Raw genomic sequence first — 15,488 nt, 5'->3', positions numbered from 1 at the left:
GCGATCCGATGTCCGGCGGGGTGATCAATAATGAGGCGAGGAGTGCGTATTCGTCCGCCCGGGCCTGATCTATATCATCGAGAACAGCTGTTCCTGCACCGAAGATTGGAGCATCCGCTCCATCTGGCTGTTCCCGGGCCTGATCTGAAAGCAAGTCGTGGTTCATCATACCTTGACCGTGCTGCCTGAATAGGTCGCTCATAGTAACCCGATACCGAACGAATGCAACAGCCCGACCTTGACAGGTTGCCAAATGAGATCCCAGCAAATACCGGATCAGCGTGGCATCGCGCCGCCATGACGAGGCCCGGAGGAAGCCTTGGGAAGCTCAGAAGGACTGCCCTTGTCCGGCGACTCCGTGCGAGATCTGAATTCAACCGCTGTGCTTACATGGGTTGCCGCCTCGTGAGCTGATGGCTCTATCGCGGGCGGCTCGTCGGTGGTTGATTTCTCCGTCGTTAATTTTTCTGGATTCTCGACAGGAAGGACCGCATCCGGTAGGGCATCGGCACGTTGTTCATGGAATGGACCGGGCTCCGGTTCCGTAAGGGTGTCAACGGCACGCGCCGCTTTCGACAGGAAGCCCACGACGATTTCGTTTGCGTCGAGCGGACCAAACCCCCCCATCGAGGCTGCCTTGTTGAAGTCCCAAGCATATTCCGAAGGGCCGACGAAGTCGCGGATTCCGGGGTCGAGTGACCATACCTTGCGTAGCGCCGCATGCTTCAGCGCCATCGGAACGCCTTTCTTCAGGAAAGCCGCAACGTCACTTTCGGCAGTCAGGTCGTCAAGGCGCGGGAGGGGCTCGACCGTCTCCGCACCCTCAAGCTCCGCTGCTTTCGTCTCTGGAAGGTTAGGCTCAGGACAGGAGGCCACCGGATCGTCATTCTCGGCGACATCGCCTGATGCCTGTTCCAATTCGGGGGCCGCCGGTTCTTGTTCCCGCCGTGCCGCCAGCTTGCGGCGCGACCAGCGGGCAAGACTATTCTCGCTGCCGTCACTCATCCCTTGTCGTCCTGCTTCGTGAGCCACCATGAACTCGACTTGCCATGGCTTCGGGGTCTGTCCGATCACGCTTGCGTTTGACGAACGCACGCTCGACATGATGAGCTTCCACGAAGGCGGCAAGGCGCTCCTGTATTTCAATCGGCATCGCCACGGCTTCGATGATGTCGGTGTTGGTTTCCGTCAGAGCTTCGGCCTCAGCCGGATCTGCTGTAACCAGATGGACCACGATCCCCGGAGCTGCATCCGTGAGTCGGAGGGCGATCCAAAGGCTAGGCCGCTGTGAACGCAGGTTCTCCCGGTACATCGTGGTATCCGTTCCGAAGAATTCAATCTCGGATGTCCCTGCGTAATACCGCGTAAGCCTCGTGGTCTGTTCGAGCACCGTCCATGGTGTCGCGGCCGGCGTGCCCGCGAGCGCGGCGACGGGCACCCAGGAATGATCCGCCCACGGGCTATCCAGATCTCGCCTCTCCACGATGACGCCTACTTTTTCCGTTTCCCGCACCATGACTGTGCTCCTAGGTCGCTGGCGTCGTAGCGCACAACGGCAGACCGGCAATGAGATTTTGCGGCTTCATGCGGATCGTTCGATCGGTCGTCATCGCCATGATCAGCCAGATCGGTTGAGCACCCACTAGGGGACTGACCTCGCCAATGTCGCAAAAGCGGAGCCGGAACAACGCAATGATACGCTCCGCCGTTTCGGGGTCGAGGTCCTCGCCTCGCCACAGCGCATTACCGATACGTGTCGCCTCGGCGTCAAGGCCGATGAACCATGCCCAGTTGTCGTCTTCGATCCGCTCGACCGGTTCGACTGTTACCGTCACTGAAACCAGATGGCGGATCCAGGCTTCAATTGCGTCGGCAAGGCCGCGACGCGCGGGGCTGTTGGCGCCGCCCAGACGGAGCACCATGTCAAAGGCATCGCTCCTGTCAAAATAGCTGTCAGCGTTGTTCTCGTCCAGAATTTCGAGTTCGGTGACGGCCGGCCCGCCGAGCATGCTCAAGAGCGGCGAAGTGTGGCGGTTCTGCTCGTGAACTTCTATTGTTTCCGCGTCGGCAAGCAGCAGCGCTCCTTCATGGAAGCTTACCCGCTGTGGCCGATAGAACAGCTCGGCGGCGCGCAACACCACGGGCTCGGTCTCACCGTGGAGCGCGTTGCGCAGCACGACCTGCGTGAGCTGGTTGACAAACAGCGGAGGCGTGTCGGCTGCCGAACCGAGCGCCAGTTGCAGATAGGCGGCCTCAAGCGAGGGCGTGGCAAGAAGCCGGTCGCGGAAGGCGATCATGAACGCCCAGTTTTCGCGAGCATCCGGGTCGCCCATCACGGCGATCTCGTCCTGAGTGACCGGTCGGCGCGGATAATGCATCAGAAGCTCATGGTGAAGACGCAATTCTGCCTCACACGCCCCTTCCGGCGGAAGCAGTTCGGGGCGAGCGAGATAAGCCTTGAGGAACGCGTCGGTCACCGTAAGCCGGTCTGCCTCGTCCCGGTCGAGGAGATGGTGACCCGAAGATACCCAGAAATCCCTCACGTGTGCCTTCCCGCCAACCTCCGGATATCGACCCCTTCCATCCGGTCGTTTTCCTCGTCAATCTCGACAACGTTGAAAGCCGTTGCCATGTCCAGCCGACCCACCTTCGGGCGAAGTGTACGGAACGCCTCCCGGATTCCAGTCTGCTCGCTGGCGCGGTGGAGGGCAAGCAGGGTGTTTGGCGGGTGATCGCAGAGCGATTGCGCAAACGCGATTTCTTCTTCGGCGGCCGGGCGCGCTGTTTCAAGATCGGGAGCGCCGCAATGCTCGACCAACTGTTCAGCCAGGCGCTCTACGGCCGCTGCGCGTTCTTCCGCCTTCACCTCCGTCACGACAACGAGGGTGGACCAGCCAAAACTCTCGATGCCAAGGAAGCCGGCTCGAAAAGCCTGGCGCTTCTTGCCGGCGAGGGTTTCGGGGTCGATGCCGAAGAAAAGGAATGTGCCCGATACCGCCCATTCGCCGGGCTCGGCCGCGCGCGAATAGACGAAAGTATCGGACGGATCGAGCCGAATGGTGCGCGGCAGTTTCAAAGCCATGGCATTCCCGTTGCAGGATCGAGCCAGGAGCAGGACGCAAGCGCCTGCGCCAGGCTCCGCCTCGTGAGCGGAGTCTGGCCGGGTTCGGCCAGAACCAGCAGATCCCCGTTGTCGGCGATCCGTCCATCGTGGCCTCCGGGCGACACGCGGTCCAGCCATCGCCTTGCCAACGGCGCAAAGCCGATGTCGTGCCATTCGTCCAACCCGACCATCAGGTGACGTGAAAAGCTGGCGATGATTTCGCCGGTATTGACGGCTTCGAAACCCACTTCGTCCAGCGCGCCGAACAGCGGCCGCAGACCCGGCTCGTGGACGCGCACGATCGTGGTGCGGATCATCGTCGAGAAGACAAGCCAGGCCGGCGTCTCGGTCTCGCCCGTCCCCGCCGGCCAGCTCAGTTGTCCGCCGCCGACCAAGACCCCGTCTACACGGATCGCGCCCGGCCAGTCGAAGGTGATGGGTCGTGACGGTGGCGCATGTGTGGCAAGCGCATCGGCCAGTGCGTTCATGCCGGCATAGATGGCCAGGCGTGCGCGCGCGAGCGGCATTTCCGGTTCCAGCACGACGGCGAACTCGGCCAGATCCTCACGTCGTGCCCAGACCAGCGTCCCTGCTCCCCATTCGCCGGCAATGGCGCGAGCGTGTGCAAAAGCGTCGCCGGTCTCGCGCATCATGACGAGGCTGTAGGGCGGGGGCAGTTCGATGGCGTGGTCCATCACCGAAGCGTGCTGAGACATGATGCCGGTCCATTTCTGATGACGGCGAGCCTAATGTCTTTATAATGCATCCGAAGTGGAGGCGCCACCGCTGTTGGGCGGTGCCGTGATGTGGGGAAATAGAGCATGATCCCAGACAGACCACGCACCGTCTTTGTTTGTTCCTGTGAACGGAGTATGCCGGGCTTTGGCCAGAGTGTCGCCCATGGATGCGCAAGCGACCAAATCCAATCTGGAAATCAACTCTGCGGCGCCGAACTCGACCGCGTCCGCAACGCATTGAATGGAGGCGGCGACATAACGATAGCCTGCACTCAGCAGGAACCGCTTTTCCGTGAAGTCGCGCAGGATCTTGGCTTTGCGGGCGAACTCGCTTTTGCCAACATCCGCGAGACGGCAGGCTGGTCGGCCCAAGGGGCATCCGCCGGGCCGAAAGCCGCGGCACTCGTGGCGATGGCGGCGGAACCGGTCACGTCGCCGCCCAGCATTACGCTTGCGAGCAACGGCGTGGCGCTCGTCTATGGCCGGAACGAAGCGGCGATCGAGGCCGGACGGCAGCTTGCCGACGAGATGAATGTCACGGTTCTTTTGACGCGGCCGGACGATGTCACGCCCAACCGCATCTGGGATTTTCCCGTTGTGCAGGGCACGATCCGCAATGCGCGCGGTCATCTCGGCGCGTTTGAACTGACGATCGACGATTTCGCGATGCCATCGCCATCGTCGCGCATGCGTCTGCGTTTTGGCGCGCCGCGCGATGGCGCACTATCGGATGCCGATATAATCCTTGACCTTTCCGGCGGCGCTCCCCTGTTTCCTGCCCACGAATTGCGCGCAGGTTATCTGAGAGCGGATCCAGCCGACCGGGCGGGCCTTGCTGTCGCGATCGCCAAGGCGGCGGGCCTCGTGGGGGAATTCGAAAAGCCTCGCTACATCAATTTCTCCGCCGATCTGTGCGCCCATTCGCGCTCGCGCATCACCGGATGTACGCGCTGCATCAACCTTTGTCCGACGGGTGCGATTGTACCCGCTGGCGACCATGTCGTGATCGACGCGCATGTCTGCGCCGGCTGTGGCAGTTGCGCGGCCGCCTGTCCGACCGGTGCCGCCGCCTATGCTTTCCCAGATGCGGCGGCCCTGCTTCGGCGGCTGCGCACGCTCCTGCTCACCTATCAAAGGGTAGGTGGCAGCGATCCGATCGTGCTGTTTCACGATGAAGATCATGGAGAGCCGCTTATCGATGCGCTGGCGCGTTTCGGGCAGGGACTGCCCGCGAATGTGCTGCCGGTCGGTGTGAACGAGATAACGCAGCTGGGGGTTGAGACGTGGACTGCACCGGCCGCCTGGGGAGCGGTGGCGATCAGGGCCCTTTCTTCGGCGAGGGGGAAACATGACCTGACCGGCCTGGCCAGAAACGTCACCATCGCCAATCTTCTTGGGCAATCGCTGGGTTATGGAGCCGATCTCTGCGGCGTGATCGAAGCGGACGACCCCGATGATCTGCAGACGGTTCTCGGGCGGATGGTGCCGCAAGCGGATGCGCGAACGCCGGTGACATTCCTGCCGGTCGGAGACAAGCGCAGCTTGCTGAAAAGCTCGGTGATCGGCTTGTACGAGGCCGCTCCGACACCGGTAGAGCGCACGGCCCTGCCAGCGGCCGCGCCATTTGGCGGGCTCGACGTCAATGTCGATGCCTGTACGCTGTGCCTGTCATGCGTATCGGCCTGTCCGACGGGCGCGCTCTCCGACAGTGAAGAGCGGCCAGCCCTGTATTTTGCCGAGAGCGCCTGCGTGCAGTGCGGGCTCTGCGCCGCGACTTGTCCGGAAAAGGCAATCGCGCTGGTACCGCAACTAGATTTTCAGGCCTGGAATGCGCCGCGCCGGGTGATTAAACAGGAAGAGCCGTTCCACTGCATTCGATGCGACACGCCATTCGGAACAAAAAGTACCGTCGAACGCATCGTTGCCAAGCTGGAGGGCAAGCACTGGATGTTTTCCGGCGAGAATGCCCGACGGCTCGATGTCGTGCGGATGTGCGACAACTGTCGTGTCGAATCCGTCATAAATGAAGGATTCGATCCTTACGAAGCGTCCGGCCGTCCCGCTCCACGGACGACGGAGGATTACTTGCGGGAGCGCGACGCATCGACAGACAAGTCGGTTTAGTTCAGTCGCGGCGGGTCTCGGACTGCAAAAAGCGGATCAGCGCTGCACGATCCTCGGGATCGTTGATCGTCTGGTTCGGCATCTTGGTCCCTGGCGTATATATGCTTGGCCCCAGTTCAAAGAGCTTCGACACCGTTTCCGGCGTCCAGACGATATCCATTCGCCGGAAAGCGGGGGAGTAGGGATAGTCGGCAAGCGCCGCGATCTTACGGCCGAAGATGCCGTGCAGCGTCGGACCGGCGCGATTGCCGTCCTCCGGGCCGAGCGTATGGCAGGCGATGCAGGCACGGAAGATTTCGGCGTCCGGATTGCCGGCATATTCGCTCATGAGATCGGCCTGGATCGCGGCTGAGGTTCCAAGCCGCCTGCCGGTTTCGACATCCCATTCGCTTATGATGGCGTCCGCACCGCCGGTCAACAGCGTCCGCTCACCGCGTGCAAAGGCAAGGGCCCACACCGTCGCAACGCCGGCACCGCCGAGGGTGTTTACCGGCTTCAGGGTGCGGGAGTCGAGCAACACGATGCCCTCCCTTATGGCCGAGGCGGCGATGTATCTCTTATCAGCCGTAGCCGCTAGCGCGATCAGGGGACCGGTGGACACCCTGACCTCGGCCACAATCGCGCCCCTTCGGTCGATCTGGCGCAATGTCCCGTCTGCGCCTGCTGCAAGCAGGCGGTCGCCCGGCACCGTCACGAGGGCGTTGAGCGGCCCCGGCATGGATATCCGCATCGGCGCAGCGTCATGTCCCGGCGGCCATAGTATGATGGCTGCGTCGTAGCCCGCACTTGCAAGTGTTCCGTCGGACAGGAAGGTGACCGCGTTAACATTGCCATGGTGGCCTTTCAGGATGCGCGACGGAGCGCCGGAAAGCGGCCACAGACGCACGCTCGCATCCCAGGAGGCGGAAGCGAGCGTAGAGCCGTCGGGCGCGACTGCCAGTGCGACAACCGGTCCGTCATGGCCATGCAACACGGATACCGGCGTGCTGCGTCCGGCCTCCCAGATTGCGATACGGCCGTCGGCCCCGGCGGTGGCGTAACGCCCCTGCGGCAGAGCGGCGACGGCATCGACCTGGCTTTCGTGAAACAGCAGCACCTGCTGCGCCTCGCCCGTTTCAAGCGACCAGATAATCGCCTTGGCGTCGAAACTGCCGGTGATCGCTGTCTGTCCGTCAGGGGCTATGGCGATTGAACGCACCGGGCCTCCATGGCCGCGCAGTTCTGCCCCATGCGCGGTCGCGCCGAAGAGGAAGGAAGCAGCTGCCGCCAGGCAGCGTATCGCGAGCATTGCCTTCATTGCGCCTCGAATGGATTCATGCTTGATTGGCAATGGTCTCCGTTTCAGGAACGGAAAGTGCCGGATCGACCTTACTGTTCAATCTGTTCGAGGCAATCATATGGTCACGAATATGGAAACCGACCCCTTCAATGTCTCCATGCGCAAGTTCCTCAAGCAGGTCGGGGTGACCTCGCAACAGGCGATAGAGAAGGCAGTGGAGCAAAAAGGTCTGAAAGGACGAGGGAAGCTGATCGTCAAGGCCGTCATCACGTCGGAGGCCGCCGGCCTTAGTCATGTCGTGGAAGGCGAGATCGATCTGGGATGAGCCAGCAGATGCTGCTTTGACCCATCGACCGAAAGTTGCTCGCTTTTTTGACGGTTCCCATGCTCAATCAAAGTGTTCGAGCATCCTTTGTCCATTCGCAAGAACGCATAAGCGCTCTACCTGAAGAACCGGATCCGCCCGGCGGGGCTTGTATCATACCCGGTAAGCGCGGCGGCGCGTTCGGCAAAAACCTGGTGTGGCAAGAAAGCTAGCAGCGCCTGGAAGGAGGGCTGAAAATAGGTTCGCTGCCGCATGAGCAGGTCGAAATTCTCCCACAGCAGCGGCAGGAATTCCAGGCCAGCGGCGCGAGCGGCGGCGCGTGTGGCAATACCGCAATCCGCCTGGCCGCTCCGCACGGCGGATGCAAGATCGGGACCAGTCAGGCAGGGCGGCTCCAGTCTGTTGAGGTCGCTGTGTTTGGCGCCGATACCTGCCAGCAGCTGAGCAAGCAGCATGTCCGCTCCGGCACCGCGTTGACGAACGGCCATCCTCGCACTACTCGTCAGTACGTCATCGAGACTATTCAGCGACTTGGGATTGCCCGGCTCCAGCAACAGGCCTTGCTCGCGGCGGACGAAGCCGACCAGCACCGCATCGTTAAGCCGTGGCATGGCGGCCACCGCGTCGACATTTGCATCGGCTACGGTGCCATGGAAATGGATCGCAGCCGCCGCGACCTCTCCGCGCAGCAGCCGCGCGACACCGCTTTCAGTGCCTTCCGCTAATGTGGCAAGCCCCGAGCCTGACTGGCGCAGGCTCCATTCCAGCATGTCATCCTGACTCCCCCCGACGATAGGTGGCGGTTCGAGCGATGTCATTCCCGCCGGCTGCACGAGTCCCGAAAGGACCCAGCGGTCGAGTTCGTGCTGTGGGAACAGCCATTTGCCTGCCACCTTGCTGCACGGGACGCACTCCTTCGCAATCAGCTCGTAAAGTTTACGCTCTCCCAAGCGAAGATAGTCAGCAGCCTCGGATGTAGTCAGCAGGATCATCCTGCATTTGTATGCATATTTGCGCGTCTGTTCAATAACTTGACATCCAGGGAAAATATGCGGGAAACTGAGGGAAGGGAAGGTGGCTTCATGTCGGAGACACTCACTGCATGGCAGCTTATCGCATCCGGAGATGCGACCCTATTTGCGATCGTCGGCCTTTCGCTGGCCGTCAGCCTGACGGCTGTCGTTGTTGCCGGGATTGTCGGTCTGCCGCTTGGTGCCATTCTCGCGCTGACCCGCTTTCCCGGCCGCGCGGCAATGGTCGTGGTGCTGAACGGTTTCATGGGATTGCCGCCTGTTGTCGTCGGTTTGAGCGTCTATCTGCTGCTATCGCGGTCAGGGCCGCTGGGAGAACTCGGTCTCCTCTTTACCCCGACCGCCATGGTCACCGCACAGGCGCTTCTAGTGCTGCCCATCATTGCCGCGCTGACGCGCCACACGGTCGAGGATCTTTGGCTCGAATATCGCGAGGAGTTGAGCGCCATGGGGGTTGGCTGGGCCAGCAGGGTCGCGACGCTTTTGTGGGACAGCCGCTTCAGCCTCGTCACCGTCTTGCTTGCGGGCTTTGGCAGGGCCGCGGCCGAAGTCGGCACGGTGATGATCGTCGGCGGAAATATCGATGGCTTCACCCGGACCATGACCACCACGATCGCTCTGGAAACCTCCAGGGGTAATCTTGCCCTTGCGATCGGGCTCGGAATCATCCTCATTCTCCTCATTTTGCTGGTAAATGCCACTGCCTGGGGCGTGCGGGTATGGGCCGTGGAAAGGGCCGGTTAAGGGATGCGCGCCCCTGCAAGCAATCTTCCCCTTGTCTTCGATGACGTGTCACTGAGCGCCGGTGCGACGACCATCCTCGACCGAATTTGCCTGACGATCGGCCTGGGAGCGCCAACGCTCGTTCTTGGCCCGAACGGGGCGGGCAAGACCTCGCTGTTGCGGCTGTGCATGGGTTTGCTCAGCCCGACGCGGGGTGTCGTGAGCTGGGGTGGCCGGATCGATGGCGGTCCCGAACGCCGAGCGATCCTGTTTCAGAAGCCCGTGATGTTGCGGCGCTCGGTTGCCGCGAATATTGCCTATGGACTTGCCCACGCCGGTTGCCCGCGCGGCCTGCGTGCCCAGCGCACCGAGGAATTGCTCGACAGTGTTGGCCTGAGTGCGCTGGCTTCGAGGCCTGCGCGCCGCTTGTCGGGCGGTGAACAGCAAAGACTTGCGCTTGCGCGTGCTCTGGCGCGCCAGCCGGAAATTCTCCTGCTCGATGAACCGACCGCAAGCCTTGATCCGGCGGCAACGCGCTTCGTGGAGGAAATCATCCTTGCGACGGCCCATTCGGGCACCAAGATCATCATGGCTTCACACGATCTGGGCCAGGTGCGCAGACTTGCCGGAGATGTCGTGTTTCTGGTTCATGGCCGTCTCTTCGAACATGCCGATGCCAGTGATTTCTTCGATCGTCCAGCCACGCCGCAGGCTGCAGCCTTTATACGCGGCGATCTCGTCCTTTGATCAACAGAACGGAGATTGAAAATGCTGACCCGCCGATTGTTCTGTGTGGGAATGCTTCTGATCCTGGCCGGCGTGACGCCGGCCCTAGCCCAGTCGATCGTCGTCGCATCGACGACCTCTACCCAGGACTCGGGCCTGTTCGATTATATTCTTCCGCTGTTCGAGAAAGAGACTGGCATCGATGTGAAGGTCGTAGCGCAGGGCACCGGCCAGGCACTCGACACCGTACGCCGTGGCGATGCCGACGTGGTCTTCGTTCACGCCAAGGCACAGGAAGAGAAGTTCATTCAGGAGGGCTTCGGAGTGAAGCGTTCCGACGTGATGTACAATGATTTTGTGTTAATTGGCCCAAAAAGTGATCCCGCCGGCGTCAGTGGAATGACGGATATCGCGGCCGCCCTCGTTTCGATCAAAGCAAAGGAAGCGCCGTTTGTCTCACGCGGTGACCGGTCGGGCACCCATTCTACGGAACTCACGTTGTGGAAGGAAGCTGGCGTCGATATCGAGGCTGCAAAGGGCCCGTGGTACAAGGATATCGGACAGGGCATGGGAGCCGCGCTCAACACGGCATCTGCCATGAATGCCTACGTTCTTTCCGACCGCGGCACCTGGCTGTCGTTCAGGAACCGCGGTGATCTTGCTATTTCCGTCGAGGGCGACAAGCGGCTGTTCAACCAGTATGGCGTCATGCTGGTGAACCCGGAAAAACACCCCGATGTCAAGGCGGAGCTGGGTCAGATATTCATCGACTGGTTGATTGGGCCTGAGGGCCAGACGGCGATCGGTGAGTACGAGATCGATGGCCAGCAACTCTTCTTCCCGAATGCGAGCGGGCAGCGCATCTGAGTGTTGTTGCCAAGACGCCCGCATCTGTCCCATTATCGGGACATGATGACAATGCATCAACCGACGGGCGCGCTGATCAGCCTGGAAGCGGCGCTTGCGACGCTTCTCAGTGGTGTGGTGCCTGTCCCGCCCCGCTCGGAGCCGCTTGACCGGGCGCTTGGTCGTGTCGCCGCGGCCATGCCGGCTTCCTTGCCGGCACTCCCGTTGCGAGACATTTCCACGATCGATGGGTGGGCGTGTCGTTCACTCGATCTCGTGGGAGCGTCCCCCTACTCACCTCTGGCGCTTTCGACGCCACCGGTCCCGGTGGAAGTGGGTGATGTCATGCCGACTGGATCGGACTGTGTGCTGCAAGCCGATCTGATCGATTGCAGCAGCCCGATCGCTTTTGCCGTCGGCGAGGCTGCTCCCGGTCAGGGCGTGCGCCGGGTGGGGGAGGACATGACCGCACATCGCCCCCCGGTTCTTGAAGGCGGGATAATCGGCGCCGCGGACCTGCTGATCGCTCGCAAAGCAGGGCTGAGCCAGATTCCCGTGCGCAGCCCGCGCATACGTGTAATCGATGTCGCTTCCGTGAATCATGAGACGTTCTCGACGCGCCTCGTTGCCGAATGTGTGATGACCTCGAATGGGACGATCGCCGCGATAGAGACCGCGAACCGTGATGCAGCTTCGATCGCAGCCGCTCTTGCCGGGGAGGCTTGTGATTTGCTTCTCCTGATCGGAGGCACTGGTGCGGGCCGACTTGACGCGACTGCCGAGGCCTTGACGCTATCCGGCGCGTCGATTGCTCATGGTATCGCCGTGCGGCCTGGCGATACCACGGCGATCGGGCGGCTTGGCAGCACGCCGCTGGTCGCTTTGGCCGGGGCGCCTGACCATGTCTTTGCCGGCTTTCTTGCGTTCGTCCAGCCTGTCCTGGACCGCTTATCAGGCCGCTCTAAGCGGATCGGTACGACCTTGCCGCTCTCGCGAAAGATCGCGTCAATGGTCGGGTTCAGTGAGATCGTGCTGCTCGGCAGAGAGCAGGCCACTTGGACGCCGCTTGCCGTTGGCAATTTTTCACTGGAGGCGATGCGCCTTGCCGATGCCTGGCTGGCAGTGCCGGGTGACAGCGAGGGATATGACGTCGGCACGCCCGTCACAGCCATGCCTCTTCGCAATTCGAACTGAGCAGCCACCATGGTGAAAAATCCTTCTTCAATCCCGCGAAACACCGACCAGAAGCAATTTCTGACGATATTGTCACGTGAGGAGGCCCTGGCGCGTTTCGAAGCAGCGCTGTTTCCCTGGCCGGTACCGACCGAAACATTGAGGTTAGCCGAGGCGCTCGGGCTGGCTCTTGCCGAAGACGTCGTGGCGCAGGTCGACGTTCCACCCTTCGACCGTTCCAATGTCGACGGGTTTGCGGTGCGAGCAGCAGATCTGGTTGCCGCCTCTGACCTACAGCCTGTTCGATTGACGCTGAACATGGAGACGATTGCCTGCGGCAGCCTCCCGCAACTCGCGGTATTGCCCGGGACCGCCACAGCCATCGCCACGGGTGGCCCTCTGCCGCGCGGTGCGGACGCGATCGTCATGGTGGAATATACTCAGCCAGCAGAAGGTGCGGCCATAGAAGTGTGGCGTGCTGTCTCGCCGGGGCAGTTCGTCTCCAGCGCCGGCTCGGACATGGCGCGAGGAGAAGTCGTGTTGCGGGCTGGGTCGGTGATCGGTGCGCGTGAGATCGGGATACTCGCAGCCTGCGGAACCGCGCAGGTAACGGTGGCACGCAAACTGCACGTTGCAGTTCTGTCCACCGGTGATGAGCTCGTGCAACCGGGCGAACCGCTGCAGCCGGCCGGCATTTATGACGCCAATGGGCCGATCGTTAGTGCGGCGGTCACCGAAAACGGGGGCGAGGCCTATTTTTTGGGTGCGTTTCCAGACGACGAAGCCAGGCTCGAGACCGCGATGCGCGAGGCGCTCGACTCACATGACGTCCTGATTCTGTCCGGAGGCACTTCCAAGGGTGCGGGAGATGTCAGCTACCGTATTATCGGCCGTCTCGGACAACCGGGCATCATCGCTCACGGTGTTGCGCTCAAGCCCGGAAAGCCGCTCTGTCTGGCGGTATGTGACGGCAAGCCGGTTATCATCTTGCCAGGGTTCCCGACCTCGGCCATGTTCACCTTCCACGATATGGTGGTGCCCATCCTGCGGCGCATGGCGGGGCTGCCGCCGCGCGTCGATGCGCAAACGAGTGCGCAGCTTCCGTTCCGTGTTCCGTCCGAACTGGGGCGCACCGAGTTTGTCATGGTCTCGCTGGTGCAAGGGCGGGATGGACTGATGGCCTATGCGACCGGCAAGGGCTCGGGAGCGATTACCGCCTTCGCCCAGGCTGACGGTTTTATTCGCATTGACGCCTTCGCCGACCATCTGCCAGCGGGCGCACAAGTGCCGGTGACGCTGTTCACGCCGCAGGTCAAGGTGCCCGACCTCGTTGTGATCGGCAGTCACTGCACGGGCCTTGATCTCGTCGTGGGCAAAATCGCGCGCCAAGGGATTTCGGTGCGATCGTTGGCCGTCGGAAGCCTGGGCGGTCTTGCCGCCGCCAAACGCTGTGAGTGCGACCTTGCACCGATCCATCTTTTCGATCCTCAGACACAGGTCTACAACACGCCGTTCCTGGGCGAGGGTATGGAGCTTGTGCCGGGCTGGCGGCGCATACAAGGCATCGTGTTTCGCCGCGGCGACGCGCGCTTCGAAGATCATACTGCGCCGGAGGCGGTGGAAGCGGCTCTGGCTGATCCCGAATGCATGATGGTCAATCGAAACCAGGGTGCCGGTACGCGCATTCTGATCGACCAATTGCTCGGCCAGAAGCGCCCTGATGGCTACTGGAACCAGCCTCGTTCACACAATGCAGTCGCCGCCGCTGTCGTACAGAAACGCGCCGATTGGGGCGTCACGATCGGGCCGGTCGCGCGCGCGGCTGGACTGGGATTCATACCGCTGACGCAAGAGCACTTTGATTTCGCGCTGGTTGCGGACCGGAAGGAGAGGGTGGCAGTTCAGGCATTCCTTGCCGCCTTGCTGTCGCCTGACATGCAGGACGCGCTGGAGCGGGCGGGATTCAGTCGAGCTTGCTAAAGGACCAGTCGCCATCGGCTGCCGGGTCTCCTCGTCGACGACAAAGATGTCCGCCTTCGTATCGTCCACCTGAACGACCTGCAAAGGCCGGGAGGCGGCAAACACCCCAGGAACGGCCTGTGTCTGCTTCACGATCTCGGTTTCGCCGCGTCGTCGTTGCGATGTCAATAATGGGCAGCTCCGTATCGCTCAGCAGGGCGGCGGCACGTTCGACCCGCCAGGAGAGCAAGGAGCGGTGCGGAGGAACGCCGAACGCGTCACGGAAAGATCGAGCGAAGTAAGCTTCAGAGACGCCGCTGACCTTTGCAAGTTGCGTGACCGTCCAGCCTCGGTGCGGTTCGGCGTCAATCGGGTCTCTTGCGCGCAGCAGGCGGCGAAGCAATTTAATGTCCCTGTTTACCGCGTTCTTCCGTTCCACACTCGGAGATCGGGCCTCCACTCATTGAGCAACTCAAGCTCCAGCCGGGTGACCTGACATAGCCTAAGCGAAAGGCCTCAAGGTCAATGTCCGGCGTTGGCGCTTCCGCGTCATGACGCGTTCGGCCCGGCCCATAATAGGCCGTCGGTGATGCGCACTTCAGTTCGGAATTTGTCTGAGCTAACTGTGGGTGCAGGTTGTCATAAAGAAATCCGGCAAGCGCATCATGCAGATCACAAGACTCGAAAAACTACCCTCCGCCGCGCGGAATGCGGATTTCTCCTTCGAGATAGAGGGCGTCGTTGTACCGCCTTTCGAGGCGGTCCCATTGCAGTCTGAACCTGTCGGCCTGCCGCGGACCAAAGAGTATGGTCTCGACGAAACGCTATTCGATACCCACGATGGTTATGGGTGCTGTTTGCCTGTTTGGCGAAGTCTGAGCTGGTTGGCTACGTCAGTGTGAGCCGTGACTGGAATGGTTGCGCCATCATTGATGACATCGCCGTGGCGCGACCGTACCGGAGGCACGGGATTGCAGGTGAACTGCTGGATCATGCTGTTATGTGGACCCGAGCAGTAGGCTTGGGAGCGGTCAGGTTAGAGACACAGTCTAACAACGTCGCAGCCTGCAGGTTCTATCAGAGTTATGGTTTCGCGCTTGGCGGATATGATAGGTTCCTGTATCGCGAGATTGACCCAGAGAAGCAGGATGAGGTTGCTCTTTTTTGGTACTTGAAGTTGCTCTGAGTTCTGCCGTGGCATCAGCCGATCCAATCGGGCAAAAAAAAACGGATTGATGAGGATCGAGAGGATCGCTCCGGCAAGCACCAGGTCACGTCGCGTTTCTGGAAGTAGTTTAACGTTCAGGGTTAAGTGAGCTAGAGACAATAGACGAAGGGGCGTGCAGCGCGACAACCAAGATGAGACGCGCATTGCCTCGCCGAAACTGTTCCCGAATATTCAACCGTTGCCTCACATAATTTGCTCCCTACCGAGGGGTATGAACAGGGGCGACTATGGGAC

At 61.5% G+C, this 15,488-nt stretch carries 15 protein-coding genes and 1 pseudogene; 8 read left to right on the top strand and 8 right to left on the bottom strand.

Annotation, left to right across the window (positions count from 1 at the left end; genetic code table 11):
* Window positions 1-276: 276 nt before the first annotated feature.
* From FB009_RS29090 to FB009_RS29070, 5 genes are read right to left on the bottom strand one after another with little or no spacing between them, the layout of a single operon-like run.
* A complete protein-coding gene (locus FB009_RS29090) occupies window positions 277-1,005 on the bottom strand; it encodes a DUF3306 domain-containing protein (protein WP_127581899.1) in 729 nt (242 codons plus the stop codon).
* Entirely contained in the window at window positions 998-1,516 is a 519-nt protein-coding gene (locus FB009_RS29085) for a DUF3305 domain-containing protein (RefSeq protein WP_102045434.1), read from the bottom strand. The genes FB009_RS29090 and FB009_RS29085 overlap by 8 nt, the downstream gene beginning before the upstream one ends.
* Window positions 1,517-1,526: 10 nt before the next feature.
* Window positions 1,527-2,543: a DUF6352 family protein gene (locus tag FB009_RS29080; RefSeq protein WP_127581902.1), complete on the bottom strand. Its 1,017-nt coding sequence runs from the start codon at window positions 2,541-2,543 to the stop codon at window positions 1,527-1,529.
* Window positions 2,540-3,082, bottom strand: coding sequence for a DUF6505 family protein (locus tag FB009_RS29075; protein WP_102045432.1), 543 nt, complete (start codon window positions 3,080-3,082; stop codon window positions 2,540-2,542). Before FB009_RS29075 ends, FB009_RS29080 begins: the two co-directional genes overlap by 4 nt.
* A complete protein-coding gene (locus FB009_RS29070) occupies window positions 3,073-3,819 on the bottom strand; it encodes a biotin/lipoate--protein ligase family protein (protein WP_102045431.1) in 747 nt (248 codons plus the stop codon). The genes FB009_RS29075 and FB009_RS29070 overlap by 10 nt, the downstream gene beginning before the upstream one ends.
* A gap of 156 nt (window positions 3,820-3,975) precedes the next feature.
* On the opposite strand from FB009_RS29070, the gene FB009_RS29065 reads away from it, so the two are divergent.
* Window positions 3,976-5,964 carry a 4Fe-4S binding protein gene (locus FB009_RS29065; protein WP_408021744.1) on the top strand — a complete coding sequence of 663 codons (1,989 nt, stop codon included), beginning with the start codon at window positions 3,976-3,978 and terminating at the stop codon, window positions 5,962-5,964.
* 1 nt (window position 5,965) lies between these two features.
* Here the strand turns inward: FB009_RS29065 and FB009_RS29060 are convergent, their stop codons facing one another.
* Window positions 5,966-7,261 carry a c-type cytochrome gene (locus FB009_RS29060; RefSeq protein ID WP_102045430.1) on the bottom strand — a complete coding sequence of 432 codons (1,296 nt, stop codon included), beginning with the start codon at window positions 7,259-7,261 and terminating at the stop codon, window positions 5,966-5,968.
* A gap of 100 nt (window positions 7,262-7,361) precedes the next feature.
* Here FB009_RS29060 and FB009_RS29055 point away from each other — a divergent pair, with 100 nt between their 5' ends.
* Window positions 7,362-7,568 carry a DUF6494 family protein gene (locus FB009_RS29055; protein WP_127581905.1) on the top strand — a complete coding sequence of 69 codons (207 nt, stop codon included), beginning with the start codon at window positions 7,362-7,364 and terminating at the stop codon, window positions 7,566-7,568.
* Between the two features lie 116 nt (window positions 7,569-7,684).
* Here FB009_RS29055 and FB009_RS29050 read toward each other — a convergent pair whose 3' ends face one another.
* Window positions 7,685-8,560, bottom strand: a complete 876-nt coding sequence (locus tag FB009_RS29050; protein ID WP_102045429.1) for a helix-turn-helix transcriptional regulator — start codon at window positions 8,558-8,560, stop codon at window positions 7,685-7,687.
* A gap of 90 nt (window positions 8,561-8,650) precedes the next feature.
* Here FB009_RS29050 and FB009_RS29045 point away from each other — a divergent pair, with 90 nt between their 5' ends.
* From FB009_RS29045 to FB009_RS29025, 5 genes are read left to right on the top strand one after another with little or no spacing between them, the layout of a single operon-like run.
* Window positions 8,651-9,343, top strand: a complete 693-nt coding sequence (locus tag FB009_RS29045) for an ABC transporter permease (protein WP_162304053.1) — start codon at window positions 8,651-8,653, stop codon at window positions 9,341-9,343.
* A gap of 3 nt (window positions 9,344-9,346) precedes the next feature.
* Window positions 9,347-10,069 (top strand): ATP-binding cassette domain-containing protein, encoded by a 723-nt coding sequence (locus FB009_RS29040; protein WP_011970366.1) that lies wholly within the window; start codon window positions 9,347-9,349, stop codon window positions 10,067-10,069.
* Window positions 10,070-10,090: 21 nt separating this feature from the next.
* On the top strand, window positions 10,091-10,915 hold the full coding sequence (locus FB009_RS29035; protein ID WP_145162646.1) for an extracellular solute-binding protein: 825 nt from the start codon (window positions 10,091-10,093) through the stop codon (window positions 10,913-10,915).
* 51 nt (window positions 10,916-10,966) lie between these two features.
* Window positions 10,967-12,088, top strand: a complete 1,122-nt coding sequence (locus FB009_RS29030) for a molybdopterin-binding protein (protein WP_234837588.1) — start codon at window positions 10,967-10,969, stop codon at window positions 12,086-12,088.
* 9 nt (window positions 12,089-12,097) lie between these two features.
* On the top strand, window positions 12,098-14,047 hold the full coding sequence (locus FB009_RS29025; protein WP_127658461.1) for a molybdopterin biosynthesis protein: 1,950 nt from the start codon (window positions 12,098-12,100) through the stop codon (window positions 14,045-14,047).
* On the opposite strand, the gene FB009_RS33825 is transcribed toward FB009_RS29025, so the two are convergent.
* Complete coding sequence (locus FB009_RS33825; protein WP_318899521.1) at window positions 14,031-14,465, bottom strand: helix-turn-helix transcriptional regulator; 435 nt, start codon at window positions 14,463-14,465, stop codon at window positions 14,031-14,033. The genes FB009_RS29025 and FB009_RS33825 overlap by 17 nt on opposite strands.
* Window positions 14,466-14,691: 226 nt before the next feature.
* On the opposite strand from FB009_RS33825, the pseudogene FB009_RS33995 reads away from it, so the two are divergent.
* Window positions 14,692-15,212: pseudogene (locus FB009_RS33995) on the top strand (GNAT family N-acetyltransferase).
* Window positions 15,213-15,488 lie beyond the last annotated feature (276 nt).

It is taken from the genome of Sinorhizobium medicae (assembly GCF_007827695.1).
GTDB lineage: Bacteria > Pseudomonadota > Alphaproteobacteria > Rhizobiales > Rhizobiaceae > Sinorhizobium > Sinorhizobium medicae.
Note: the sequence above shows the minus strand (reverse complement) of the source record. Positions and strands in the feature narration are given on the sequence as shown.